26 protein-coding genes, 1 tRNA gene and 1 pseudogene are annotated in these 26,046 nt (G+C 62.2%); 17 read left to right on the top strand and 11 right to left on the bottom strand.

Annotation, left to right across the window (positions count from 1 at the left end; translation table 11 throughout):
* Positions 1-74: 74 nt before the first annotated feature.
* From NLY43_RS00925 to NLY43_RS00890, 8 genes are all read left to right on the top strand, one after another.
* Positions 75-962 (top strand): DUF2182 domain-containing protein, encoded by an 888-nt coding sequence (locus tag NLY43_RS00925; protein WP_023688485.1) that lies wholly within the window; start codon positions 75-77, stop codon positions 960-962.
* A 14-nt stretch (positions 963-976) separates the two neighbouring features.
* Positions 977-1,591 carry a DUF1326 domain-containing protein gene (locus NLY43_RS00920; protein WP_023688484.1) on the top strand — a complete coding sequence of 205 codons (615 nt, stop codon included), beginning with the start codon at positions 977-979 and terminating at the stop codon, positions 1,589-1,591.
* Positions 1,588-2,418 (top strand): phosphatidylcholine synthase, encoded by an 831-nt coding sequence (gene pcsA, locus NLY43_RS00915; RefSeq protein ID WP_023688483.1) that lies wholly within the window; start codon positions 1,588-1,590, stop codon positions 2,416-2,418. Before NLY43_RS00920 ends, pcsA begins: the two co-directional genes overlap by 4 nt.
* A 17-nt stretch (positions 2,419-2,435) precedes the next feature.
* The gene (locus NLY43_RS00910; RefSeq protein WP_023710507.1) at positions 2,436-3,413 is read left to right on the top strand and encodes a quinone oxidoreductase family protein; all 978 of its coding nucleotides are present in this window, start codon (positions 2,436-2,438) and stop codon (positions 3,411-3,413) included.
* 210 nt (positions 3,414-3,623) lie between these two features.
* Complete coding sequence (locus NLY43_RS00905; RefSeq protein WP_023710508.1) at positions 3,624-5,201, top strand: ABC transporter ATP-binding protein; 1,578 nt, start codon at positions 3,624-3,626, stop codon at positions 5,199-5,201.
* On the top strand, positions 5,198-6,322 hold the full coding sequence (locus tag NLY43_RS00900; protein ID WP_031193354.1) for an ABC transporter permease: 1,125 nt from the start codon (positions 5,198-5,200) through the stop codon (positions 6,320-6,322). Before NLY43_RS00905 ends, NLY43_RS00900 begins: the two co-directional genes overlap by 4 nt.
* A complete protein-coding gene (locus NLY43_RS00895) occupies positions 6,322-7,242 on the top strand; it encodes an ABC transporter permease (RefSeq protein WP_023668962.1) in 921 nt (306 codons plus the stop codon). Before NLY43_RS00900 ends, NLY43_RS00895 begins: the two co-directional genes overlap by 1 nt.
* A 50-nt stretch (positions 7,243-7,292) precedes the next feature.
* The gene (locus tag NLY43_RS00890) at positions 7,293-8,360 is read left to right on the top strand and encodes a BMP family ABC transporter substrate-binding protein (protein ID WP_023682527.1); all 1,068 of its coding nucleotides are present in this window, start codon (positions 7,293-7,295) and stop codon (positions 8,358-8,360) included.
* 139 nt (positions 8,361-8,499) lie between these two features.
* On the opposite strand, the gene rimO is transcribed toward NLY43_RS00890, so the two are convergent.
* From rimO to NLY43_RS32440, 6 genes and pseudogenes are all read right to left on the bottom strand, one after another.
* Entirely contained in the window at positions 8,500-9,813 is a 1,314-nt protein-coding gene (gene rimO, locus NLY43_RS00885) for a 30S ribosomal protein S12 methylthiotransferase RimO (RefSeq protein ID WP_023688481.1), read from the bottom strand.
* Positions 9,814-9,952: 139 nt separating this feature from the next.
* A complete protein-coding gene (locus tag NLY43_RS00880; protein WP_023668959.1) occupies positions 9,953-10,612 on the bottom strand; it encodes a TerC family protein in 660 nt (219 codons plus the stop codon).
* A gap of 262 nt (positions 10,613-10,874) precedes the next feature.
* Complete coding sequence (locus tag NLY43_RS00875; RefSeq protein ID WP_032904882.1) at positions 10,875-11,282, bottom strand: DUF930 domain-containing protein; 408 nt, start codon at positions 11,280-11,282, stop codon at positions 10,875-10,877.
* 15 nt (positions 11,283-11,297) lie between these two features.
* Positions 11,298-12,326 (bottom strand): glycosyltransferase family 2 protein, encoded by a 1,029-nt coding sequence (locus tag NLY43_RS00870; RefSeq protein ID WP_023710509.1) that lies wholly within the window; start codon positions 12,324-12,326, stop codon positions 11,298-11,300.
* A gap of 81 nt (positions 12,327-12,407) precedes the next feature.
* Positions 12,408-13,526, bottom strand: coding sequence for an FAD-dependent oxidoreductase (locus tag NLY43_RS00865; protein WP_023710510.1), 1,119 nt, complete (start codon positions 13,524-13,526; stop codon positions 12,408-12,410).
* A gap of 73 nt (positions 13,527-13,599) precedes the next feature.
* Positions 13,600-13,854 (bottom strand): annotated as a pseudogene (locus tag NLY43_RS32440) (WxcM-like domain-containing protein); the annotation flags it as partial.
* 411 nt (positions 13,855-14,265) lie between these two features.
* On the opposite strand from NLY43_RS32440, the gene NLY43_RS00860 reads away from it, so the two are divergent.
* Positions 14,266-14,994, top strand: a complete 729-nt coding sequence (locus NLY43_RS00860; RefSeq protein WP_023710511.1) for a hypothetical protein — start codon at positions 14,266-14,268, stop codon at positions 14,992-14,994.
* 347 nt (positions 14,995-15,341) lie between these two features.
* Here the strand turns inward: NLY43_RS00860 and NLY43_RS00855 are convergent, their stop codons facing one another.
* Entirely contained in the window at positions 15,342-15,533 is a 192-nt protein-coding gene (locus NLY43_RS00855; RefSeq protein WP_023668952.1) for a DUF3606 domain-containing protein, read from the bottom strand.
* 186 nt (positions 15,534-15,719) lie between these two features.
* On the opposite strand from NLY43_RS00855, the gene NLY43_RS00850 reads away from it, so the two are divergent.
* Positions 15,720-15,881, top strand: coding sequence for a hypothetical protein (locus tag NLY43_RS00850; RefSeq protein ID WP_023691300.1), 162 nt, complete (start codon positions 15,720-15,722; stop codon positions 15,879-15,881).
* A gap of 147 nt (positions 15,882-16,028) precedes the next feature.
* Here NLY43_RS00850 and NLY43_RS00845 read toward each other — a convergent pair.
* Positions 16,029-16,118 (bottom strand) — tRNA-Ser (locus NLY43_RS00845).
* Positions 16,119-16,328: 210 nt separating this feature from the next.
* Positions 16,329-16,808, bottom strand: a complete 480-nt coding sequence (locus NLY43_RS00840) for an MgtC/SapB family protein (protein WP_027050850.1) — start codon at positions 16,806-16,808, stop codon at positions 16,329-16,331.
* A gap of 295 nt (positions 16,809-17,103) precedes the next feature.
* Between NLY43_RS00840 and NLY43_RS00835 the strand changes: the two genes are divergently transcribed.
* The 7 genes from NLY43_RS00835 to NLY43_RS00805 all read left to right on the top strand — a co-directional run bounded on the left by NLY43_RS00835 (position 17,104) and on the right by NLY43_RS00805 (position 24,619).
* Positions 17,104-18,309 carry a septal ring lytic transglycosylase RlpA family protein gene (locus tag NLY43_RS00835; RefSeq protein ID WP_023701721.1) on the top strand — a complete coding sequence of 402 codons (1,206 nt, stop codon included), beginning with the start codon at positions 17,104-17,106 and terminating at the stop codon, positions 18,307-18,309.
* A gap of 102 nt (positions 18,310-18,411) precedes the next feature.
* A complete protein-coding gene (locus NLY43_RS00830; RefSeq protein WP_023688475.1) occupies positions 18,412-19,578 on the top strand; it encodes a D-alanyl-D-alanine carboxypeptidase family protein in 1,167 nt (388 codons plus the stop codon).
* A 72-nt stretch (positions 19,579-19,650) separates the two neighbouring features.
* Entirely contained in the window at positions 19,651-20,325 is a 675-nt protein-coding gene (tmk, locus tag NLY43_RS00825) for a dTMP kinase (protein ID WP_023701723.1), read from the top strand.
* Positions 20,322-21,377: a DNA polymerase III subunit delta' gene (locus NLY43_RS00820; RefSeq protein ID WP_023710512.1), complete on the top strand. Its 1,056-nt coding sequence runs from the start codon at positions 20,322-20,324 to the stop codon at positions 21,375-21,377. The genes tmk and NLY43_RS00820 overlap by 4 nt, the downstream gene beginning before the upstream one ends.
* A gap of 90 nt (positions 21,378-21,467) precedes the next feature.
* Positions 21,468-23,018: a methionine--tRNA ligase gene (gene metG / locus NLY43_RS00815; protein WP_023710513.1), complete on the top strand. Its 1,551-nt coding sequence runs from the start codon at positions 21,468-21,470 to the stop codon at positions 23,016-23,018.
* Positions 23,018-23,806: a TatD family hydrolase gene (locus NLY43_RS00810; RefSeq protein ID WP_023710514.1), complete on the top strand. Its 789-nt coding sequence runs from the start codon at positions 23,018-23,020 to the stop codon at positions 23,804-23,806. The genes metG and NLY43_RS00810 overlap by 1 nt, the downstream gene beginning before the upstream one ends.
* 3 nt (positions 23,807-23,809) lie before the next feature.
* Positions 23,810-24,619: an MBL fold metallo-hydrolase gene (locus tag NLY43_RS00805; RefSeq protein WP_023688471.1), complete on the top strand. Its 810-nt coding sequence runs from the start codon at positions 23,810-23,812 to the stop codon at positions 24,617-24,619.
* 23 nt (positions 24,620-24,642) lie between these two features.
* Here NLY43_RS00805 and NLY43_RS00800 read toward each other — a convergent pair whose 3' ends face one another.
* The gene (locus NLY43_RS00800) at positions 24,643-25,365 is read right to left on the bottom strand and encodes a GNAT family N-acetyltransferase (RefSeq protein ID WP_023710515.1); all 723 of its coding nucleotides are present in this window, start codon (positions 25,363-25,365) and stop codon (positions 24,643-24,645) included.
* A gap of 340 nt (positions 25,366-25,705) precedes the next feature.
* On the bottom strand, positions 25,706-26,035 hold the full coding sequence (locus tag NLY43_RS00795) for a hypothetical protein (RefSeq protein WP_023696110.1): 330 nt from the start codon (positions 26,033-26,035) through the stop codon (positions 25,706-25,708).
* Between the last annotated feature and the right edge of the window lie 11 nt (positions 26,036-26,046).

The following is a 26,046-nucleotide window of genomic DNA, read 5'->3' as shown; positions in this document are numbered from 1 at the left end:
GCAGGTGTCTACCCATGGATATAGGTCAGACCATGCGGCTTGATCAACGCGGCGATTAGGCTCATTCGGTTGTCATGACCGGCCAGCAGGACGATTTCAGCCACCTCGACCGCGCCGGCCGCGCCACGGCAAGCCTGGCCCGCAGCCCCCGCCTGACGGTCAACATCGCCATCGCCGGCGGCATTCTGCTCGCCTGGTTCATTCTCGGCGCCATGGCGATCCGCGACGCCGAAGGCCGGCTCCCCGGCGTACCAGGCGATGTGGTCCTGCGATATCTGCCGCAACTGCCGCTGCCGGATGTCCTCGACCGCTTCTTCGGCATGTGCCTGACGCCCGCACCACTTGATGCCGGCGGCGCACAGCTTCTGGCGTTGATCGTGATGTGGTTTTCGATGGCTGTGGCGACGATGCTGCCGTCGGCGGCGCCGATGATCCGTACCTATTGTGAAATCGCCGACACCGCCCGCATCAAGGGCGAGCCGGTGGCCCACCCGCTGGTCCTGGTTGCCGGCTACCTCTCGACATGGCTTGTCGCCTCTATCGGCTTCGCGGTGCTGACGTTGCTCGTCCACGCATTTGCGTCCTCCGCTCGATTGCTCGATCCGGTGAGCGGCCTTGCCGCGGCGGCCGCGCTGCTGGTTGCCGGCCTCTACCAGTTCAGCAGCCTCAAGCAGGCCTGCCTGACAAAATGCCGGAACCCGTTCTCGACACTGTTTTCCAACTGGAGCGCGGAGCCGGGTGGCATCTTCCGGCTAGGGCTGAAGCAGGGCCTGTGGTGCCTCGGCTGCTGCTGGGCGCTGATGCTGGTGATGTTTGCCGTCGGCGCGATGAACGTGTTCTGGATGGCGCTGATCGGCCTGTTCACCTTGATCGAAAAACAGACCACCGGCAGCCTTCCAACCCGAGTGGCCGGTGCGATACTGCTTGTCTGGGCAATCGCCCTGCTAGTAGTCTCGGCATGACGGGGGATAATTCCATGGCAGAGCAAGGCTGGGCAATGAAAGGAGAGCTCGTGCTCTCCTGCAATTGCACGGTTTTTTGTCCTTGCGTGCTGTCGCTTGGCAGCCATCCGCCGACGGAGGGTTATTGTCAGACCTGGGCGGGCTTCCGCATCGACGCAGGCCATTTCGGCGAGGTCGACCTGTCCGGCCTCAATCTCGGTCTGGTCATGGAAATCCCCGGCTATATGAGCCGCGGCAACTGGACCGCAGGCCTGTTCATCGACAAGCGAGCCTCCGTCTATGCAGTGAAAGCGCTGACCAGGATCTTCACCGGGAAGGCCGGCGGAACCACCGCGCTGTTGTCGATCCTTGTCGGCAAGTTCCTCGGCGTCGAGCAGGTGCCGATCACCTACGAGACGCGTGACAAGACCCGTATTTTCCAGATACCGAAGATCATCGACGGGGCGGTCACACCGATTCCCGGCAAGGATCGCGAGAAGGATACCGTGATCGGCAACTCGGAATACTGGATCGCGCCGGAGATCATCGTGGCCAGGTCCGACAAGAGCAAGATGCGGGCTTTCGGCCGCAACTGGAACTTTGCCGGCCGCTCGGCCGAAATCTGCAAACTGGATTGGCGGGGCCCGTGAGCAAGAACACAACCGCCAGAAACGCCGCCAAAAAGATCACCGACCGGATTCCGAGGCCGAAGAAGAAGGTCACCTGGCCGCAGGCGCGGGCATTCTCGGTGCATCTGTTGACCGCGTCTGGCTCGTTCCTGGCCTTCCTGTCTCTGGTGGCGGCAAGCGAGCAACGCTGGACGGCGATGTTCTGGTGGCTGGGTCTGGCGCTGTTCGTCGACGGCATAGACGGGCCGATCGCGCGCAAGCTCGAGGTCAAGGAGATTTTGCCGACCTGGTCGGGCGAACTCCTCGACAACATCATCGACTATGTCACCTACGTGCTGATCCCGGCCTTCGCACTCTACCAGCGCGGCTTCATGGGCGAAGGGCTGTCGTTCCTGTCGGCGGCCATCATCGTGGTGTCCAGCGCCATCTATTATGCCGACACCGGAATGAAGACGAAGGAGAACTTCTTCAAAGGCTTTCCGGTGGTCTGGAACATGGTCGTGTTCACGCTGTTCGTCATCGAGCCCGGACAGTGGGTGTCCTTCGGCGTCGTCGTGGCGGCCGGCATCCTGACCTTCGTGCCGATCAACTTCATTCACCCCGTGCGGGTGGTGCGGCTGCGGCCAATCAATCTTGGCATGACGCTGCTCTGGTGCGCTTTCGGTGCGCTGGCGCTGGCGCAGGCGGCCCTTGCCGCCTTCTACGACCAGATCGGCGTTTTGGGCGAACAGGTCAGCGTCTTTACCAAGGTCGGCATCACCATCACCGGACTTTACCTCGCCTGCATCGGCGGTATCATGCAGTTCTTCCCCAAACTCGGCGCCAAGCCGGACCCTAAGAAAGCCTGACCGCAGGAAAGCCCACAATGTCCAAAGCAGTCCGTATCCACGCCCATGGCGGTCCGGAAGTCCTGACCTGTGAAGACGCCGATCCGGGACAACCCGGCGCCGGGCAGATCCTGGTCAGGCACACCGCGATCGGCCTCAATTTCATCGATGTCTATCACCGCATCGGCCTCTATCCGCCGCCCGGCGGCTTCCCGCTGATCCCCGGCGGCGAGGCGGCAGGTGTGGTTCTCGAGGTCGGCGCAGGCATCGACTGGCTGAAGCCGGGCGACCGCATCGCCTATGCCGTCAACGTCGGCGCCTATGCCGAACAGCGCGTCGTCGCCGCCGACCGCGTCGTCAAGGTGCCGGACCGCATCAGCGACGAACAGGCCGCCGGCATGATGCTTAAAGGCATGACGGCGGAGTATCTGTTGCGCCGGACCTTCAAGGTGAAGGCAGGCGACACCATCCTGTTCCATGCCGCCGCCGGCGGCGTCGGGCTGATCCTGGGACAATGGGCAAAACATCTCGGCGCCACCGTGATCGGCACGGCAAGCTCAACCGACAAGATCGAGCTCGCCAAGGCGCATGGCTTCGGCCATGTCATCAACTACAAGGAGCAGGATTTCGTCGCCGGGGTCGCCGCCATCACCGGCGGCAAGAAATGTGACGTCGTCTACGATTCGGTCGGCAACGACACATTCCCGGCCTCGCTCGACTGTCTGAAGCCGCTCGGCATGTTCGTCTCTTTCGGTCAGTCCTCTGGACCGATCCCGCCATTTTCGATGTCGCTGCTGGCGCAGAAGGGCTCGCTGTTCGCTACCAGGCCGACTTTGTTCGTCTACAACGCCAAGCGTGAAGACCTCGAAGTCTCCGCCGCGGCATTGTTCGACGTGGTGTTGAGCGGTGCGGTCGAGATCAAGATCAACCAGCGTTATGCGCTGAAGGACGCGGGCAAGGCGCAAGCCGATCTCGAAGGGCGCAAGACCACTGGCACGACCATACTGATCCCCTGATCTGCCTTGCTTTTCAGCGTTTTGCCGCGACGCCAGGCACTGTTTACCCGAAAAACCGGACGATCGGTTTGTTGTGCGAAGCAGGTCAATCTTTACCCCTTGAGTTTCCGCTGAAATTCTTGAAGCTCTTTCAAGGTGGGTGCTGCTTTCGCACGAGAGCGGCCAGCGCATACCATGCTGGCGGGAACACAGAACATGTCCGGGAACCGGATGGGAGGCACTGTGAGTGCAGATCATGATGGAGCGAACCTGCTTGAGGTTCGTGGCCTGACCAAGATATTCGGCACGTTGACGGCGTGCGATCATATCGACCTCAACATCGCCAAGGGCGAGATCCACGCGCTGCTTGGCGAAAACGGCGCCGGCAAGTCGACGCTGGTCAAGATGCTGTTCGGTTCGCTGGAGCCCAATTCCGGCGAGATATTCTGGAACGGCGAAGCGGTGCGGATCACCAGTCCGGGCATGGCGAAGAAGCTCGGCATCGGCATGGTGTTTCAGCACTTTTCGCTGTTCGAGGCGCTGACCGCGGCCGAGAATATCGCTCTGTCTCTGGATGACGGCTCACCGATCAGCTCGATCGCGGCCAAGGCGAGGGCGCTTTCCTTCAGCTATGGCCTGCCGCTCGATCCGGACTCGCTGGTCGGCGATCTCTCGGTCGGCGAACGCCAGCGCATCGAGATCATCCGCTGCCTGTTGCAGACGCCGCAGCTCATCATCCTCGACGAGCCGACCTCGGTGCTGACGCCGCAGGAAGCCGACAAGCTGTTCGAAACGCTTGAGCGCCTGCGCTCGGAGGGCAAATCCATCCTCTACATTTCGCACCGGCTGGAAGAGGTCAAACGCATCTGCGACCGCGCCACCGTGCTGCGTCACGGCAAGGTCGTCGGCCATTGCAATCCGCGCGAGGAAACGGCTTCGTCGCTGGCTCGCATGATGGTCGGCAACGAGGTGAAGGCCGTGGTGCGTGCGCCGGCCGAAGGCATCGAGACCGCGCAGCCGCTGCTCGAAATCCGCGCCCTCAGCCGCAAGCCGGCAACGCCGTTTTCGATTCCGCTGAAGAATATCAACCTCACTGTGCGCGCCGGCGAGGTGATCGGCATTGCCGGTGTCGCCGGCAACGGCCAGGGCGAGTTCTTCGAATCCGTCTCCGGCGAGGTGCTGCAGCAGGACGCCGCATCCGTGCGCATCCGCGGCAAGGATGCCGGCTCGCTCTCGATCACAGGCCGGCGGCTGATGGGCGCTGCCTTCGTGCCGGAAGAACGCCTCGGCCATGGCGCCGCGCCACGCATGAAGCTTTCGGAAAATCTGCTTCTGTCGCGGCACGCCACCGACGGCAAGGTTTTTGTCGGCGCCGGCGGCGCCGTCAAAAGCGTTGCGGTCTATGCCGCCGCCCAGCGCATCATCGTGGCGATGGATGTGCGCAAGAGCGCGCCCGATCCGGAAGCTGCGGCCCTTTCGGGCGGCAATCTGCAGAAATTCATCGTCGGTCGCGAACTCGACCGCAGCCCTGCCGTCATGGTCGTCAACCAACCTACCTGGGGCGTCGACGCCGGCGCCGCCGCTCATATCCGCCAGGCGCTGATCGAACTGGCGCGCAGTGGCTCGGCGGTTCTGGTCATCAGCCAGGACCTCGATGAGCTGTTCGAGATTTCGGACGCGATCGCGGTCATGCACAATGGCGAATTGTCCAAACCGCTGCCGATCGCCGAGGCAACTTTCGAAAAGGTCGGTCTGTTGATGGGCGGCGCCGAGCCTGGCCACGCCGAACATGGTCTGGAGACGGCATGATGCGCCTCGAACTCGTCAAACGCCCGCAGCGCTCTATGCTCTTTTCGGCGCTGTCGCCCTTCATCGCCTTCGCCCTAACGATCATCGCCGGCGCGGTTCTGTTCGCGCTGCTCGGCGTCAACCCGCTGAGCGCATTTGAGATCTATTTCATCGAGCCGATCAGCCAGGTCTGGCAGCTGCATGAGCTGGCGATCAAGGCCGCGCCGTTGATCCTGATCGCGGTCGGCCTGTCGGTCTGTTACAAGGCCAACATCTGGAACATCGGCGCTGAGGGACAGTTCATCCTCGGCGGCATTTTCGGCTCGGCCATTCCGGTGCTGTTTCCCGGGTTCGAAGGCCCGCTGGTGCTGCCGCTGATGCTGTTGTTCGGCATGGTCGGCGGTGCCGCCTATGCAGCAATCCCGGCTCTCTTGAAGACGCGCTTCGGCACCAACGAAATCCTGACCAGCCTGATGCTGGTCTATGTCGCCCAGCTTTTCCTCGACTGGCTGGTGCGCGGCCCCTGGCGCGATCCACAGGGCCACGGTTTCCCGCAGACGATCCAGTTCAATGACTCGGCGGTCCTGCCGGAACTGATGCCGGATGCCGGCCGCGCCAATTGGGGTTTTGTCTTCGCGCTTGTTGCAGCCGTGCTGATCTGGGTGCTGATGAGCCGCCTGCTCAAGGGTTTTGAGGTCCGCGTGCTCGGCTCCAGCCCGAGGGCAGGGCGCTTCGCCGGCTTCGGCCTCAACCGCATGGTCTTCTTCGCCTTCCTGCTGTCAGGCGCGCTGGCCGGGCTTGCCGGCATTTCGGAAGTCTCCGGCGCCATCGGCCAGCTGCAACCGGTGATCTCGCCCGGCTACGGCTTCACAGCGATCATTGTGGCGTTCCTCGGCCGGCTCAATCCGCTCGGCATCGTCGCCGCCGGCCTGGTGCTGGCGCTGACTTATCTCGGCGGCGAGGCGGTGCAAAGCGCGCTCGGCATTTCCGACAAGGTGGCGCGTGTGTTCCAGGGCATGCTTTTGTTCTTCGTGCTCGGTTGCGACACGCTCATCCATTACCGCATTCGCCTGGTCGGCATGGCGCTGACGAAAAGCGCGGCGAAGCTTGAAGCCGCGCCGAAGTTGAAGGAAGCCCGCTGATGGACATCGCCGTCAACATCCTTTTGACCATCGCCACGGCGGCAACGCCGCTTTTAATAGCGGCAATCGGCGAACTCGTGGTCGAGCGCTCCGGCGTGCTCAACCTCGGCGTCGAAGGCATGATGATCATGGGCGCCGTCGGCGGCTTCGGCGCCGGCTATCTCACGGGATCGCCCTGGATCGGCCTGTTGGCGGCAATCGCCATGGGTGCCGTGTTCTCGCTGCTGTTTGCGGTGATGACGCTGTCGCTCGCCACCAACCAGGTGGCGACCGGCCTGTCGTTGACGCTGCTTGGCCTCGGCCTGTCCGGCATGATGGGGACCAGCTTCGTCGGCCAGCCAGGCGAGCGGCTGCCAAACCTCTACGTTCCGGTGCTCACCGACATTCCCGTCGTCGGCAGGCTGTTGTTCGGCCAGGACCCAATCTTCTACATCTCGATCGCGCTGACGGCGGCCGTCATGTGGTTCCTGTTCAAGACCCGCACCGGCCTCACCCTGCGCTCGATCGGAGACAGCCACACATCGGCACATGCGCTCGGCATCAAAGTCATCCGCTACCGCTATCTCGCGGTCATCTTCGGCGGCGCCTGCGCCGGCCTTGCGGGCGGCCACCTGTCGCTGGTCTACACGCCGCAATGGGTAGAGAACATGAGCGCGGGCCGCGGCTGGATCGCGCTGGCGCTGGTCGTCTTCGCCTCCTGGCGTCCGTGGCGCGTGCTGGCCGGCGCCTACATCTTCGGCGCGGTGTGGATCGGCCAGCTTCATGCACAGGCATTTGGCATTCCGGTGCCTTCGCAGCTGCTTTCTTCTCTGCCCTATCTGGCAACCGTCGTGGTTCTCGTTCTAATCTCGCGCAACAAGCGTCTGACGATGATGAACACGCCGGCTTCCTTGGGGCAGCCATTCGTTCCGGATCGTTGACAACAAAAACAAACGGGAAGCTCCAAGGCTAAACTCAGAGAGGTAACACAATGAAAAAACTGCTTATCGCGTTGATGACCACGACCGCCGCCATGTCACTGGCGGCGTCCGCACAGGCCGCCGACAAGTTGAAGGCATGCTGGGTCTACACCGGCCCGATCGGCGATTTCGGCTATTCCTACCAGCACGACCAAGGCCGCCTCGAGGTGGAGAAGGCGCTCGGCGACAAGGTCGAAACCGCCTATCTCGAGAACGTCTCGGAAGGTCCCGATGCCGACCGCGCCTTCGAGCGTCTGGCGCGCGAAGGCTGCAAGATCATCTTCGGCACCTCTTTCGGCTTCATGGACCCGGAAGTGAAGGTCGCCAAGAAGTTCCCCAAAGTGATGTTCGAGCACGCCACCGGCTACAAGACCGCTGACAATCTCGGCATCTACAATGCGCGCTTCTATGAAGGCCGCTACGTGCTCGGCCAGATCGCCGCCAAGGAATCGAAGGCAGGGGTCGCCGGCTATATCGTTTCTTTCCCGATCCCCGAAGTGGTGATGGGCATCAACTCCTTCATGCTCGGCGCGCAATCGGTCAACCCGAACTTCAAGGCCAAGATCGTCTGGGTGAACTCCTGGTTCGATCCGGGCAAGGAAGCCGACGCGGCCAAGGCGCTGTTCGACCAGGGCGCCGACATCATCGTCCAGCACACGGATTCCACTGCGGCACTGCAGGTGGCGGAAGAGCGCAAGCTGCACGGCTTCGGCCAGTCCTCCGACATGATCAAGTTCGCGCCGAACGCGCAGCTGACCTCGCTGACGGACGAATGGGGGCCGTACTACATCAGCCGCGTCCAGGCAGCGCTCGACGGCACCTGGAAGCCTGACAATGTCTGGCTCGGCATCAAGGACGGCGCCGTCAAGCTGGCGCCCTTCACCAATATGCCGGACGATGTGAAGGCGATGGCCGAGGCAACCGCCAAGAAAATCGCAGATGGCTGGAACCCCTTCACAGGACCGGTCGCCAAGCAGGACGGCACGCCGTGGCTCAAGGACGGCGAAGTAGCCGACGACGGCACGCTGCTCGGCATGAACTTCTATGTGAAGGGCGTCGACGACAAGTTGCCGCAGTAAGTATCGGAAACGCAAAAGAGAAGGGGCGCCGCCCGGCGCCCTTTTTCACTTCGCGGGCTGCACGCTTCGACTGCGAAACCGCGCCGAGGGCTGTGCCAAAAATCCGATGGCGCCGGGAGGCGCCCTTTTTGGTAATTTTCTAAACCGCCGAGCCGTAAAGGTCGTAGGCGTCGGCGCGGTCGATCTTGACCGTGACGATGTCGCCTTGGCGCAGCGGGCGGCGCGACTGGATATGCACCGAACCGTCGATCTCGGGCGCGTCGTATTTTGTCCGGCCCTTGGCAGACGTGCCATGCGCCTCGTCGATCAGCACCGGCAGGCGCTTGCCGACCTTCTTGGCCAGCTGCGTCGCCGAGATCTTCTGCTGGCGCTGCATGAAGCGATGCCAGCGCGCTTCCTTGATCTCCTGCGGCACCTGTTCGAGGCCGAGATCGTTGGAGCGGGCGCCGCGGACCGGCTCGTATTTAAAGCAGCCGGCGCGATCGATCCTGGCCTCGTCCAGCCAGTCGAGCAGCATCTCGAAATCCTCGTCGGTCTCGTCGGGGAAACCGACGATGAATGTCGAGCGTATCGCCAGATCCGGGCACACCTCGCGCCAGCCGCGAATGCGCTCCAGCGTCTTTTCGCCATGGGCTGGACGGCGCATGTTCTTCAGCACCTGCGGCGAGGCGTGCTGGAAGGGGATGTCCAGATAAGGAAGGATTTTTCCATCCGCCATCAGCGGGATGACATCGGCGACATGCGGGTAGGGGTAGACATAGTGCATGCGTACCCAGATGCCGAGCTTGCCCAGCTCCTCCGACAGGTCGAGGAATTTCGCCCGCACTTCGCGGTCGCCGAACATCGACGTCTGGTACTTGATGTCGATGCCGTAGGCGCTGGTGTCCTGCGAGATGACCAGCAATTCCTTGACCCCGGCCTTGGCCAGCTTCTCGGCCTCGCGCAGCACATCGGCCGCCGGGCGCGAGACGAGGTCGCCGCGCAGTGCGGGAATGATGCAGAAGGTGCAGCGGTTGTTGCAGCCTTCGGAAATCTTGAGATAGGCGTAGTGGCGCGGAGTCAGCTTGACGCCTTGCGGCGGCAGAAGGTCGATATAGGGATCGTGGCTGGGCGGCGCCGCCTCATGCACCGCGGCCATCACGCTCTCATAGGCCTGCGGGCCGGTGATGGCGAGGACGTTGGGGTGCTTCTCTCGGATGACGTCCGGCTCGGCGCCGAGGCAGCCGGTGACGATCACCCGGCCGTTTTCCGAAAGCGCCGAACCAATGGCGTTGAGCGATTCGTCGCGGGCTGAGTCGAGAAAGCCGCAGGTGTTGACGACGACAAGGTCGGCGCCGTCATGCTTGCGTGCGATCTCATAGCCTTCGGCGCGCAGGCGCGTGATGATGCGCTCGGAATCCACAAGCGCCTTCGGGCATCCAAGGCTGACGAAACTGACGCGAGGCGCAGACATGAGAAACATCCGGGTTTTTCGGGATCGGCGGCCAGTACCACACTTATTGCGGCATTGGTATGGGCAGCGGCTGCGGCGAACGCGACCACTGCCTCCGGCAGATACCCATGCTGCTACAGAAGCTGTGGGACCGGCAGCGTCAGCTCACCACAGGACTGACATGCGGCCAGACCTCGACAACGCCGCGATAGACCATATCGATCGCGACGTAGAGAATGATCAGCAAGCCGACATAGGCGATCCAGCGGTGGCGATGCAGCAGCTTGGCAATGAAGCTCGCGGCCAAGCCCATCAAGGCGATCGACAGCACCAGGCCTATGACAAGCACGGGAAAATGATCGCGCGCCGCACCGGCGACCGCCAGCACATTGTCCAGCGACATCGAAACATCGGCGACGACGATCTGCAGGGCCGCCTGGCCGAGCGTCTTGCGCGGCGCCTTGCCACCCACCGTTCTGTCGCTGTTGAGGTCGGAATCGGACAGCGCCTCGGTCGCCTCGAACTCGTCGGCATGCGACGTCCGCAGCTCGCGCCACATCTTCCAGCACACCCACAACAAAAGGATGCCGCCGGCCAGCAGCAGGCCGACAATGGCAAGAAGCTTGACGGTGACGGCGGCAAACAGGATGCGCAGCACCGTCGCTGCCAACACGCCGATCAGGATGGCTTTCTTGCGCTGCTCGACCGGCAGGCCGGCGGCGGCAAGGCCGATGACGATGGCATTGTCGCCGGCAAGCACCAGATCGATGGCGATGACCTGGAGGAGGGCCGTCATGCTTGCAGCGCTGAAAATGTCCATCGACCGGAGCCCCTTGCTGTATCGGCGTGTTCGTCGTCGGATATGCCGACGCCCTAACGTGTATGGTTCCCGCGCGTCAAGAGACTGCCGGCGCAATTCCAGGAAAAGTGCGTAGCGGTTTTCCGTCGGGAATTATGCAAAAACAAAGAGTTAGAGTGGGTCAGCTGCTCCATAAAAAGCTGAACCGCTCTAACGGCCGACGCTGAAAGCCACGGGAATAGGGAAGGTCGTTCTGCCAGAGAGAATTCTGGTCGCAGCGAATTCAGTCGTAGAGATTGTACTTCGCCCAGTCGGCTTCCGGAATCTCGTCGCCGATGCGGTAACGGAACTGCAGGACCTCCATATGGTCCGGCGCCGTCTCGCATTTGAACTTCAGCCGGTACCACTGTCCCTTGCTGCGGAAGGCAGCACCCGGGCTGCGGATGACATCGGCTTTCATTTCCGGCGTCGCGAAGGCGTAGGCGACGACGCGGTCTGCCTTGTACTTGTGGTCGTCATGGCTGATGCGGTCGAGCACTTCGGCGTCGCATCTCTGCTCCAGCCGGGTCTCCGGGTCGAGTTTCAGCAGGCCGGCGCGCAGGGCGGCGTCCATCGCGTGGGCGGGCCAGGCCAGCGTCACCGAGGCCAGCGCCGCAAGGAATAGTTTTTTCATGGGCGGGAGAACGACCATAACTCGCGTGAAAAATCAACCGGAGTGCCATTTTGGGGCAGCCGGATATGCGCGGAAATCGTCGTTGGCCGGGCAGGGTGTCTTGACGCAGCCGCTTTGACACGTCGCCGGCGCCATTCTTAATTGTCCGGGCTGCCATGCACCGATTGCCTGTTTCCCCGTCTTTCCGCTTCTCGCGATCGCGGCAGCCACCGCCACGGCCGCAAGGCGATATAGGCAGCGAGGAAGGTTCTCTGTGCCAGGCCGGCCTCGCTGTGCCAGACCTCCCTTATCCCCGCCGCCCTCAATGCCCTTCGTTGGGTGCTGTTGCGTTCCCAGCGCCGGCTGATGCTGCCCGCCCGATAGTATTTGTGGCAGAGCACTTGCGGCACGCGGACAAAGCCGCCGAGCAGCGACAGATGCAGAAGCCAGGTCCAGTCGGCGCTGAATTCGCCTTGGCTGTTGGGCTTGATCCCCCCGCTGCGGTGGAACGCCCAGGCCCTGAATACCCCACGGTTGGGGACCCCATCCATGCGGCTGGCGCGCCATCACCCGGCCACGCACAAAACCGTCCTGCAAGCCCTCCAGCAGGTCGAACTTCCACGTGGCACTTTCGCGTCTGACTTCGATCACTTCGACATCGCTGAACGACAGTACGGCCTCGGGATTGGCATCGAGCGCCCGCACCAGCGCCTCGATATAGGTTGGATCGATGACGTCGTCATGGAAGGCAAAGAACATCAATTCGCCGCTGGCATTGGCCATCAGATCGTTGGAGTTCTTCAGCCATCCCAGGTTTTTGTCCCGGCGCAGGATACGGACATCGTCGCGGCCGCCGGCGAAGGCCGAAACGATCTCGAATGTCGCGTCGGTCGAATTGTCCTCGCCGACCAGGATCTCGATATTGTCCCAGGTCTGCGCGGCGAGGCTGTCCAGCGTACGCAAAATGAATGCCGCCGAATTGTAGCATGGCACCAGCGCGGTGACCTTCGGCCGCCAGCCGGATCGAAGCTCGACTTGTTTCTGCGCTACCTGCTTCGCGCCGCCCTGTTCTGTCTCACCCATTCACTCGATCCCGCAGATTTGCCGCGCCAGCCTGTCGGCAAGCCACGGCGCCGTCGAATATTTACCTGTGTCGACCGAGATTTAGTTGCCCAGGCGGTTGACCCCGAATTGGTCGCGGCGATGGATCGTGGCTTTCGGGTCGCTGAGCGAACCACGCCCTTGCGCAAACACGAAGCCGCCGCGTACCTCAAGTTCCTCGGCATCGTCGAACATGCTGGAAACACTGGGCACCAACCGAGTGAGCGTGGCGCGAACGTCGCCGATGAACCGCTGTCGTGCGTCGGCATCGAGCGCTTGTGGCGTTTCGATCGACAATTCGCCACTCTCCGCAAGCAACCCGCTCGGATACCAGGAGAGATAGAAGTTGCGCCCGTTATAGTTTTTTATGTCGCCGAACGGGCCAAGGGCGACGACCGCGCACGGCACATCGACAGGCTGCCTGGTGCGGCCGAACAGGCAAAGCCTGTAGCGGTGCGACCATCCGGAAACCGGCTCGATGCCGGCCGTGCGGTCGACAGCCAGCCGCCCCTCCCATAGGCAATTGACGACAATGTCGAACGCCTCGCTTTTCTCGCCTGCGACCGCCACGCGCCATTTCCCGTCAATTCCGTCCACCGGCTTTGCCGACAGGACTTTGGCCGCCATTCGCAAGCTGATGTTGGGTTCACCCCGAAGCACGGCGCAAAGCCGGTCGGCAACCCATCGCGTGTTGATGGATCGCTCCGGCACCTGGAAGCCGCCGACGATCTGGTCCGAGTTGGTGACATCGGCCAATTCAGTTCTGGAAAGCCGTTTCGACCGCGCCGCCGATACGTCGGCAAGGTAGCTGGTGGCGTCAGCGTGGCTGCGCACCAATACATCCACACGTTCAAAGATCGCCCCCAGCGCCTCGGCAGCGACGATCGAGTTGCGATGGACCAGATAAAGGTCTTCCGAGAAGGTCGTGTGCGCTTCCAGATTGCTTCCGATCAGCTCGGAAACAAGCCTGCCGAAACACAGTCCTCCCGAAAGCAGATGCCGGGCGGTCAGCAGCGAGGGATCGTTCCCGTAGAGATAGCCGAGATGAATCTTGCCCTCGTTCCAACGGCTGGCGCAGACCATCGGCTCGCTCTCCTTGTCGAAGAGGGACACCGCGTAGCCTCTGCGGGCCATCATGAGAGCGAGGCTGGCGCCCATGATGCCGGCGCCGAGAATAGCCATTCTGCCGCGAGGCGCTGTCATGTCCTGGCGCGCATCGCGGCCTCTCCTTTCCTGACGATTGCGATGCGGTGAGCGTCAGCCGTTCGATCCGTTCCTGGTAGCGAAATTCGATGCCGATCTCGCCCGACAGCTGCATCATCAATTGCCGGCCCGAGCCGTGTGCATGTCCCCCCCGCGACGTGCCGCGCGGCGCGGTGACGACGAACGCCCGCACGGCTTGGAAATTGTAACCGCTGAACTCGATAGCGGTCAGCATTCCCCTGGGATCGCAATGTAACGAAGTGGGGATCTCGGTGACCTTGCCGCCAAAGAACGTTCGATGCTGCATAACGTAAGCCCGCCAGATGCCGGTCGAAATTTACCTCAGACTAGCGCTTTTATCAAAAGGCAGAATACAACCACTTCGGCGGTGTTTTGGGGACACTGCAGCGGATCGATGTCGAGCTCGGCCTCAGGCCGATACGGTGCCGACTGTCATGACTTCTGAGTCGCGGCCGAAACCACGGCTAAGACCTTGGTCCGAGCGGTCTCAGACCTTTGAGTTCCGAAGGCCGGCCGGTTCCAAGGAGGGTGATCTACTTCAGCAATTTCAAAGAGTTATGCTGGTTGGCGTTTCGCCGGCCGACCGCTTCGTTCTCGCAATGAAAGCACAGCTATATCTAAGTTTACCCTTTGTGTTAGCGATTCCTCATGTTGCCCGCTATAGCGGTTAGTGGCGGTGGCAATCTCGGAGGTAGTTATGACATCCCGAAAGACCCTTTTTGCTGCATTTGCGGTATTCTCGCTTCTGGTGTCGCCGGCCCTGGCTGCTGCTGGTGGCAACGGCCATGGTAACGGCCATGGCAATGGTAACGGTAACGGTAACGGCAATGGCAAAGGCAATAGCGGAGGAAACGGTAATGCCGGCGGCAATGGCGGAGGCGGCGGTTCGCTCGGCAAGTCGGCATCCGCCAAGGGCCAGGTCGCCAAGGCCGCTACCGGTTCAGTGTCCAAGGAAAAGAATATCCATGCCAAGCTGGGCCGGTTGAACTCACTGCAGCGCAACGCCAACGCCTTTATGCACTCCAAGAGCAAGAACTTCGCTGGCGTGCAGGCTTTTGTGACACAGTCGGCAATAGCCAAGAACGCTCAATCGGCGCTCGAGGCCGCTAATCAGGCGGTTGCCGACGCCAAAGCGGCGCTCGACGCGCTGAATGCGAAAGCGGCTGACCCGAATACCCCGCCCGAAGATGTCCCGACGCAGGCCGATCTCGATGCAGCACAGGCAGCGCTCGATGACGCCACCCAGGATGCGGCCGCTGCTCAGACCGCCGCCACAGCTGCCGCTGCCAACGTCCCATCGATCGATGCAGCCCTTGCCCAAATGGCCAACAAGCCCGTTGACCCTGAGGTGACAGATTGGGCCAATAGCGTACTTGCCGACAAGATCGACCAAGTAGCCGCCAAGCTGGCGCCGGCCGCGCCTTAAGGCCCCATGCGGCGGCAGCGATCCAATCGACGATAAGCCGTCGGGTCCGCCCGGCGGCTGCACCTTTCTCGCCTATCTGCAGCGTTGGTCCCAATGCAGGTCCGAGATTCTGGTCATGGCTATTTTGCGAAATCTCCAGCCGGGCCGCCGTCCTCAAGGCTGAATTCATGCGTGCTTCGCGCATCTTCATCGACCACACGAAACCAATGCTCCTGAAGCGCTCTAGGCGACACCCTTTGGCCCGTGACCTTCTCTACCGCAGATAACGGATCATCGGCGCTCGTGGCCTGAGTTGAGACACACTCCTCTCCATGCCACTCTTCCACCTGGTACTCTGGCATGCCGGCCTACCTACCGCTCCCCAGAGCCTTCGCTTCCCGCTCCAGCGTCTCGCGTCGGTTGCCGTGCTTCGCGATCAATTCCTTGACCTGCTGCGGGGTGATGCCGGCCTTGGTGGCGAAATACTCGACTTCATAATCCTCATCGGCAGAGACGCGGTCCCGATCGCGGAAGTCCGTCTTCGTTTTGTCGTCAGCCATTTGCTTTGCTCCTGGTTGAATGATCAACCGCAACGTGCAGCCGCAGCCTTTTGTTGCAGCGGAGCCCGGATTTCCGAAACGGTCACATGGGAAAACGGCCCTCAGTCGCAGGAGGTGCTGGTGTTGCTGTAACTTTGAACGGAACGGTTCTTCTCCTTGACGGTTGTGACGTGAAGGAGATGCCTCATGTTTGAAAGTGTGATGTGGTTGATCGTCGTTGCTGGTGGGCCACTGTTGCTGGCCCTATTGATGGCATACGTTCTTATGACCCGACGCCACCGTGGTCCTGCAGAACGCATGGAAAGCGACCGCGCGACCAAACGGCTCTATCGCCAGGACGAACGTTGATCCTGAGGCTGGCGCAACGTTTGCGCTCACGCTGGCCCGCTGCCTCGCGGTGGCAGGCTTCTTCGTTTTAGGAAGTTAGGAATAACTTAGGAAAGATTTGGCCCTCTTTGAAAATACAGAGGCAATTCAGCACGGTAGCCAAATATCTGGCGGAGGGAGTGGGATTCGAACCCACGGTGGGCTTGCACCCACGCCGGTTTTCAAGACCGGTGCCTTAAACCGCTCGGCCATCCCTCCAACGTGACTTTTCAATCATCTAGGAACATCAACCGACCCAGTGAACGACAGTTGGTATCGAATGATACCTATCCTTCCGGACCAGCTTGCGGTTCATTTCTCTAGAGCGTTGCCCATCGCCAAGTCAACCATCGGCGCTGCCATGGATAATAGGGGGTGGCGTTCGTTACCCGAACGGAGCTGCGAACCCGTTTTCGAAGGAGCCGGGATCTAATTGCGATCCTTGCTGCCGACCTGCACAAGTTGCAGAAGACCCAGCACGACAAGTGCGAGCAAGGTAGCCAAAGCCGCGATCTGCCAGAACCCGAGCCCAACCGCCAGGCCTATGGCGCCTGCCAGCCACATGCCCGCCCCAGTGGTAAGCCCTTGAACCTCGCCCTTGGAGAAGAAGATCAAGCCCGCGGCCAGAAATGCCACGCCGGCAGTCGTGGCTTCGATCAAGCGGATAGGATCAATGGCGATTTCCTGACCATCGAAGACGTGAAGATGAGTAATCTCGATCGTGAGGATGGCAATTAGAGCCGTCGCAACACAGACCAGGATGTGTGTCCTCAATCCGGCCGGTCGGTTACGCCATTCGCGTTCGATCCCAACGATGGAGCCAAGGACGGCCGCGAGCAAAAGCCTGGCTGAAATTACGGAAAAGGGCAGCCACGTCTGTTGCCCGAAACGTTCAATGAATTCATCCATGAGGCGCAGAACGTATCTCGGGTCGGTCGGTTCCAGGCAGCCGCGCTTCATGCCACAGGTTCACTTCCAGACTCCAAAGGACAGAGGTCTCGGATGCCTCCTCACAGGCGCCCGGCCAGCCCGGGACCTGGCCGCCACATTCCTGCCCGGTTCCGGACACAATCGATTAATACGCTGATAAACAATTCCTGCGCACAAGGGATGGGGATTGGCGCGTCGCAGGCATTGCTCATCTGGCTCCGCCGAAATTCTAGAAGCGGCGCCTGTGTCGAGACGGTAGGGGACATCGGAAAACATGCAGACCACGACGCATCGGCGTCTTCGTCGCGCTCCTGCTTTGGTGTTGTGCGCTCTTTCGGCTGCGTTGCTGGCCGCGTGCGCGTCGCCGCAGTCCGAGCCGAAAGCCATGGTCTACAAGAAGCCTCGCTCGAAGGAATATTTTGCCGAGACCGAATACGGCGTGAAGGCCAGCCCGCGCGTTCAGTACATGCGGCGCGGCGGCGGCCGCGACCAGTTGGGCAAGCCCTATCAGGTGCGCGGCAAGTGGTATTACCCCAAGGAAGACAAGCGCTACGCCAAGGTCGGTCTCGCCTCCTGGTATGGCGATGCCTTCCACGGTCGCCTCACAGCCAATGGCGAAGTCTACGACATGACCCATCTGACGGCGGCGCATCCGACCATGCCGCTGCCAAGCTACGCCCGTGTCACCAACACCGAGACCGGAAGCTCGGTCATCGTGCGCGTCAACGACCGCGGCCCCTATCACGAGGGACGCATCATCGATGTCTCGGAACGCGCCGCGCAAATGCTCGACTATGCCAAGGTCGGCACGGCCAGGGTCAAGGTGGAATATATTGGCCGCGCACCGCTCGACGGCGACGACGACCAATATCTGGTCGCCTCCTACCGCCCGGGCAACCGCCCGGACCCGTCCGATGGCTTGCCGACCGGCGTCATGGTGGCGATGAACGGACCTTCGCCGAGCCTATCTGTTGGCGCACCCCCTGCCGTAGTGCCGTTTCCTGGTCAGTTGACGAATTCCGACACACAGCCAGTGATGTCGATGCAGGCACCGGCCTCAAGCGATGTGACGCTGCCTGAATTCGGGCCGATCGTGCCTCAGCGCCCGGAATCGCCCTTTGCCGTGGCTTCGCTCTCCTATGCGGATGAGCGCGTACAGCGCGCCGACGTCTTTGCAGCGCTTGACGACCAGGGCATGTCGCCAGCCGACATCCTGCAATCGTGGAAGAAATCCAACCCGCAGGCATCGCCTGCCGTTTCCGACTATGTCGCCGCCGGATCCTTCGACGATGCCGCCGAGGCAAAGCGGGTGGCTGCGGCTCTCGAACCGTTCGGCAGGACCGAAATCCAGAGCACCGAACTCGACGGCAATGACTGGTACGCGGTCAATCTCTATCCGGATGGCCATGGCAATGTCGACGACCTCTTGCGCGCGGCATGGTCGCATGGCGCGCCGGACGCGCTGGCTGTGCGCAACTGACCAACAAAGGCACGCCGGTTTTGTCATTGCGCGGTTGATCCGCCGGGAAGAAGCCTGATAGCGTTGCGGCAAGTTTCTGCCGGCTAACAGTCGAGCCTCTTCATGCGATTTCGCCTTTTCCACCCTTTTGCCGGGCTTTTTGGCCTTGGCTTCTTGCTTGCCGCGCTGGTTCCGGCCAACGCGCAGCTTTTCGAGACCAAGGCGACGCAGGCTTTCATGATCGATGCCGAAACCGGCACGGTGCTGTTTTCCAAGGATGCCGACCAACCGATCCCGCCGGCCTCGATGGCCAAGCTGATGACGATGGAGATGGTCTTCAACGCCATCAAGTCGAAGCGCATGAGCCTCGACGACACCTTCGTGGTTTCGGAAAATGCCTGGCGCAAGGGCGGTGCGCCTTCGGGAACGTCGACCATGTTTGCCAAGCTCAAATCGGCGATCCGGGTCGAGGATCTGATCCAGGGGGTCACCATACAGGCCGCCAATGACGGCTGCATGGTGCTGGCCGAAGGCATGGCCGGTTCGGAAGAGAATTTCGCGGCGCAGATGAACGATCGCGCGCGCCAGATCGGGCTGCCGAAATCGACATTTGTCAATTCCACCGGCCTGCCGGCCGACGGCCAGCAGACGACGGTGCGCGAACTGGCGCAGCTTGGCCTGCATATATGGCGCGAATATCCGGATCTCTATCTCTATTACGGCCGGGCCGATTTCACCTGGAACAAGATCTCGCAAAAGAATCGCAACCCGTTGCTGGCCATGGGCATCGGCGCCGATGGGCTGGCGGTCGGGTCGAGCGAGGCGGGCGGTTTCGGCATTGTCGGCTCGGTCAGCCATGACGGAACCAGGGTGTTCGCGGCGATGAGCGGATTGGCCAATGATCGCGAGCGCGCCGAGGAAGCGCGCAAGCTGCTCGAATGGGGCGTCCGCTCCTTCGAGAAGACCGAGATTTTCGCTGGCAACGAAGTGGTCGGCGAGGCCCAGGTGTTCGGCGGCGCCAAATCCAGCGTAGCGCTGAAGGCAAAGGCGCCGATCGACGTCCTGCTGCCGATCGCCAACCGCGACAAGCTGACCGCCAGGATCGTCTATCAGGGGCCGGTATCGGCGCCGGTGGAGGAGGGGCAACCCGTCGGCGCGCTGCGCGTCTGGATCGGCGATACGCTGAGCCAGGAAACGCCGCTTTTCGCCGCCGAATCGGTCGGCGTCGGCACACTGCCGCAACGCGCGTTTGATGCCGCCAGGGAACTGGCCGTAGGCTGGCTGCGTTGAGTTCCTGCGGCGTGGACCTTTTCTCGGGCGCGGACTAAGACACCAGCGCAAAGCAGGACAAAGGCCTTTCGATTGGCAAGCGGATTTTTCATCACCTTCGAAGGCGGCGAGGGCGCCGGCAAGTCGACGCAGATCGAACGGCTGGCCCAGAAGATGCGCGCCAAGAAATACGATGTCCTCCTCACCCGCGAACCCGGGGGGTCACCCGGCGCCGAGGCGGTCAGGCACGTGCTCCTGTCCGGCGCCGCCGAGCCTTTCGGGCCGAAGATGGAGGCGCTGCTGTTTGCCGCCGCGCGCTCCGACCATGTCGAGCAGGTCATCCGGCCGGCGGTGGAGCGCGGCTCCATCGTGCTTTGCGACCGTTTCCTGGATTCGTCGCGCGTCTATCAGGGCGTCACCGGCGGCCTCGATCCGGCTTTCATGGAAGCTCTGGAGGAGGTCGCCATCAACGGCATGATGCCGGACATGACGCTGATCCTTGACATTGACCCCGCCGAGGGCTTGCGGCGCGCCGCCGCGCGGCGTGGCGCCGAGGACGGTCCGGACCGCTTCGAAAAGGAGACGCTGGACATCCACCAGCGCCGCCGTGACGCCTTCCTGGCGATCGCAACCGCCGAGCCGGACCGCTGCATCGTGATCGACGCGTCGGCGCCTCCCGCTACGGTGGAGGATGTCATCACCGCGGTGGTGTTCGCCGCACTTGAGGCGAGGGCGCCCGCGCGCAACCGACAGGCGGCGCCCGCATGATCTTCGAACGCATCGCTCCCGAGCAGCACGACACGCTGGACGGTGTACCGGAGCCGTCCGAGACGCTGCGCCTGGTCGGCCATGAGCAGGCGGCCGCGATGCTCGCTGCCGCCTATCGCTCGGGAAAACTGCCGCATGCGGTGATCTTTGCCGGGCCGGTCGGCATCGGCAAGGCGACGCTTGCCTTTCACCTGGCGCACCATCTGTTGAAGCATCCGGCCTTCGACCAGGCGCCGGATGTGTTTGCCGTTCCCGATCCGGCCTCACCGCTGTTTCGCCAGATCGCCACCGGGGCGCATCCCGGCGTGCTGCACCTGACCCGGCCGCTGAACGACAAGACCAAGAGTTTCAAGACCGTCGTCACCGTCGACGAGATCCGCAAGGTCAACCGCTTCCTGTCGCTGACCTCGCATGACGGCAGCTACCGGGTGGTGATCGTCGATCCGGCCGACGACATGAACACCAACGCCGCCAATGCCTTGCTGAAGAACCTCGAGGAGCCGCCGAGCCGCACGCTGTTCATCCTCATCGTGCATGCGCCGGGCAGCCTTTTGCCGACCATCCGTTCGCGCTGCCAGATGGTGCGGCTAACGCCGCTCGATGCCGGCAGCCTGATGAGCGTTCTGGAAACCGTCGAGCCGCCGCCACCTTCCGATCCTGCTGCGCGCGCGGCACTAGCGGAACGGGCAGGGGGCAGCGCCCGCAATGCGATCCTTCTGACCCAATATGGCGGGCTGGAGATTGCCGGCACCCTCGACGCCCTGGTCACGTCGGGCAAGAGCGACATCGCCGGCGCCTATCGCCTTGCCGAGGCCGTCGCCGGCCGCGACCAGGCGATCCAGTTCGACATCTTCAACCGCCGCGCGCTCGATCTGCTCTCCACCGGCGCCAGTGAAGCCGCGCTGGCTGGGGATCTCGCGCGGGCGAAAACGCTGTCCGACACTTGGCACGAGGCGCTGAACGCCATATCTGAGACCGATACCTACAATCTTGACAAGAAGCAGCACGCCTTGACCATGATCGACCGCCTGAATTCCGCAATGCGAATGTGACCGGTTTCGGCATTGGGGCGGGATGGCAATCGCCGTCTCGATGCGATATCCACCGCTCACATTCATTCGGCCATTCATGACGGTTAATTCATGTCACGCGACACATTCTACATCACGACACCAATTTTCTATCCGAACGGCAAGCCGCATATCGGCCACGCCTATACGGTCATCGCGACCGACGCGCTGGCCCGCTTCCAGCGCCTGGACGGCAAGGACGTGCTCTTCCTCACCGGCACTGACGAACACGGCCTCAAGATGCAGCAGACGGCCGAGAAGGAAGGCATAACGCCACTCGCGCTTGCCGACCGCAACTCGGCGATCTTCCGTTCGATGACAGAGGTCCTGGGCGGCTCGAATGATGATTACATCCGCACGACGGAACCACGCCACTACGAGTCGTGCCAGGCGATCTGGAAGGCGATGGCGGCCAATGGCGACATCTATCTCGACCGCTACAGTGGCTGGTATTCGGTCCGCCAGGAAGCCTATTTCGAAGAGAGCGAAACCACGCTCGGCGACGACGGCGTGCGCCGCGAGCCGCTTGGCTCGCCGGTCGAATGGAATGAGGAGGAAAGCTACTTCTTCAGGCTTTCCGCCTATCAGGACAAATTGCTTGCGCTGTACGAAAGCCAGCCCGATTTCGTCGGTCCGGCCGAGCGCCGAAATGAGGTGATGAGCTTCGTCAGGTCCGGCCTCAAGGACATCTCGGTCTCGCGCACGACCTTCAATTGGGGCGTGCCGGTGCCCGGCGACGACAAGCATGTGATGTATGTCTGGGTCGATGCCTTGACCAACTACATCACCGCTGCCGGCTATCCCGACACCAAGGCCGAGCAATGGCGCTACTGGCCGGCCACGCACATTATCGGCAAGGACATCGTCCGCTTCCATGCCGTCTACTGGCCGGCTTTCCTGATGTCGGCCGGCATCGAACTGCCGAAGCGCGTCTTCGCGCATGGCTTCCTGTTCAACCGCGGCGAGAAAATGTCGAAGTCGGTCGGCAATGTCGTAGACCCCTTCACCATGGTCGAGCATTACGGCCTCGACCAGGTGCGCTATTTCTTCTTGCGTGAGGTGCCATTCGGCCAGGACGGCAGCTACAGCCATGACGCGATCGTCAACCGCACAAATGCCGATCTCGCCAACGGTCTCGGCAATCTGGCGCAGCGCTCGCTGTCGATGATCGCCAAGAACTGCGGCGGCGTGGTGCCGCATCGCGGCGAGCTGACCGAAGCTGACAGCGCGATCCTCGACCAGGCGGTGGAAGCGCTGGGTACCGCGCGCCAGGCGATGGCGGAACAGGGCATCCATCTCGCGTTGGCGGCGATCTTCGGCGTTGTGGCGGAAGCGGATCGCTACTTCGCCTCGCAGGCGCCCTGGGCGCTCAAGAAGACCGATCCGGCGCGCATGGAAACGGTGCTGTGGACGACCGCCGAACTGGTGCGGCGCGTGGCATTGCTGTGCCAACCCTACATTCCGGGGTCGGCCGGCAAGCTGCTCGATCTGCTGGTGGTGCCGGCGGACAAGCGTGACTTCGCGCATGTCCATGCCGACTATGCGCTGGTGCCCGGCACGGCGCTGCCCGCGCCGGAGGGCGTGTTTCCGCGTTATGTCGAAAGCCCTGAGGCGAGCGCCTGATGCTCGTCGACAGCCATTGCCATCTCGACTTTCCGGATTTCACCGAGGAGCGGGCCGCCATCGTCGCCCGCGCAAAGGCTGCCGGTATAGGTCACATGGTGACCATCTCGACACGCGTGAAGCGGTTTGCGCAAGTGCTTGAGATTGCTGAGAGTTTCGACGAAATCTATTGCTCGGTCGGCACCCATCCTCACAATGCCGGCGAAGAGCTGGATGTGACGGCTGAGGACCTTGTGCGCCTGTCCGCGCACCCGAAGGTGGTGGCGATCGGCGAGGCCGGGCTCGACTATTTTTACGACAAGGCGCCACGCGATGCGCAGGCGCAGGGTTTTCGCACTCATATAGCAGCTGCGCGCGAGACCGGGCTGCCGCTGGTGATCCATTCGCGCGATGCCGATGACGACATGGCTGCCATCCTCGAAGACGAAACAGGGAAGGGCGCCTTCCCCTTCATCCTGCATTGTTTTTCGTCGGGGCGACGGCTGGCAGAGGTCGGCGTGGCGCTTGGTGGCTATGTGTCCTTCTCGGGCATACTGACCTTCAAGAACTCCGCCGGTTTACGCGCCATCGCAGCCGATGTGCCGCATGACCGGCTGCTGGTCGAGACCGACGCGCCGTATCTGGCGCCGGTGCCGTTCCGCGGCAAACGCAACGAGCCGGCCTATGTCGCGCATACAGCCAAGGTGCTGGCGGAGACGGTCGGCGTTGGCGAAGCCGAGATCGCGACGCTGACGACGGCGAACTTCTTCCGGCTGTTCGGCAAGATGCCGCGGCCCGCCGGGCTCTGACGCATGAGCGACCGGCTGCGCCTCACCATCCTCGGCTGCGGCTCGTCACCTGGCACGCCGCGCATCACCGGCGATTGGGGCAATTGCGACCCGGCCAATCCGAAAAACCGGCGTACACGCTCAGCCGCGCTCGTCGAGCGGATAGCAGCCAACGGCGCCAGAACCACGGTCGTCATCGACACCGGGCCTGATTTCCGTGAGCAGATGCTGATGGCGGCCGTCCGGCGCATCGACGCCGTCGTCTATACGCATCCGCACGCCGACCACATCCACGGCATCGACGATCTGCGCGGCTACGTGCTGGAGCAGCGCCATTTGATCGATGTCCATGCCGACCAGCCGACCATGCTCAGGCTGCGCGAAGCGTTCGGCTATTGCTTCGAGACGCCGTTTGGCAGTTCCTATCCGCCGATCGTCAGGCCGCACATCATCGATCACGCAAGGGCGGTGACGATCGAAGGCGAGGGCGGTGCCCTCACCCTCGAGCCGCTGCCGCAGATCCATGGCGACATCATTTCGCTCGGCTTCCGCATCGGCGGGCTGGCCTACTGCCCCGATATAAGCGACTTCCCGGATGCCACCGCCGAGCGGCTGCGCGGCCTGGAAATGCTGGTCATCGATGCCTTGCAGTACCATACCCATCCCAGTCATCTGTCGCTCGGTCAGGCGCTTGGCTGGATTGAAAAACTGGCGCCGAAACAGGCCGTGCTGACGCATATGCATGTGCCGCTCGACTATGCCACGGTGAAGGCCGAGGTGCCGGCCAACGTCACTCCGGCCTATGACGGCATGGTGATCGAAATTCCTTTATGAGACAGCATGATACGAGCAGATGTTTATAAGGACGTTCGGTTCTTCGGCGCGAAGATCAGCAGCGTTCCAATCCGCTCATAGCCCATGCGGGGATAAAGCAGCGCTCCGGCACGCGTCGCCAACAGCATCGAGCACCGCGACGCATGCGCTTTGTCGTCATGCAGCATTTTGGCCATCAGCGCCTGGCCGATGCCTCGACGCCGGTACGAAGGCTCGACAAACATTGCCGAGCACCATGTGGCGCCGATGGCGTCTATGCTGCGCACACGCAACGGCGCATCGTCGCCGAGTTGATCGTCTGGAAGTGGCCGCCTGCGTATGACCTTTCCCAGTTGTGCAGCGCGTTCAGCCGTCCTCACGCGTTCGATAGAGACGATTACTGGCGGGTCTGGAATTTGGCGCAGCGACTGGACGAAAAAGCCTTCCGTCCGCAGCAGCCGGTAGCCGAGCGCCTTGTAGGCAGTTCGCGTCGGTTCGTCCGGGCCGTCATTCGCGATCACGACCGAAACGGCAAAGCTTGGCCGCGCATGCTGCCGCACGATGGCATCGGCTTCCTCGGCGGCGACGTCATGGACGATCCATTCTTCGCCACGGTAGTCGCGTGCAATCTTGCGCTCGGCATCGCGCATCAGCCACAAGGGTCCGACGCGGCTGGCCTCGTAGGGAAAGGAACGGCTCTTATCGGTACTGAAGCCGTGCACGAACACTTCGATCGCCGCTTCGATGTCACGCGTTGCTGTCGTCATCGACACAGCGTAGCGTTGGCCATCGGCTCAAGGCAACACGCGTCGATCATGCCAAACCCGTGAAAATCGCAGCAATTTCCAGCTTCAGTCTAATGCACAAGTTCCATAATCTATCTTATGCGACTTTCATATGTGGCTGCTGCTTCCATTAGCGGCGTGCCAATATACGCCCTGCTGACTGAGATGCAGGCCGGCGGCTCTGATTGCTTGGCGGGAGGAACGTTGACGAAGCAGTGGCGAAATGAGTTGGCGTGGTCTTCATTTCTCAAGGGATGGCGCCTTTCGCAAAGGCCTCGACTGCCTGCTCGACGGGCTGGCACCAGGATAACGAACAGGAGCGTCATCCCGAAAAGCTTTCCAGGAGGCCGCTGAAGGCTGCTGCGATTGCAACAAGATGGAAGACGCCAAGGGCCAGCCATCTGGAGCCGCCGGCGCCCGCAACAAATGCCCCATAGGCAGGAAACTGCAGCGCAGCCAATCCGATGGAAAGGCCGGTGATCGTTGTGTTGGTCAACAGCGTTGCCAGCATGGGGACCGGATAGAGAAGTCGCGCCAGCCCATAGTCGCCATGCCCGGCTCCGGCCGAATAGAGCGCCAGGAAAAAGGCGACGGGCGTGATGCCGAGGCCGACAAGGAACCCTGCCCGCGAGGAGAATTTTGGCGACGTCATCTGGCCCTGGC

Source organism: Mesorhizobium sp. C416B (assembly GCF_030323165.1).
Classification (GTDB): Bacteria; Pseudomonadota; Alphaproteobacteria; order Rhizobiales; family Rhizobiaceae; genus Mesorhizobium.
The sequence above is the reverse complement of the archived record's forward strand: the minus strand, read 5'-3'. Positions and strand labels throughout refer to the sequence as shown.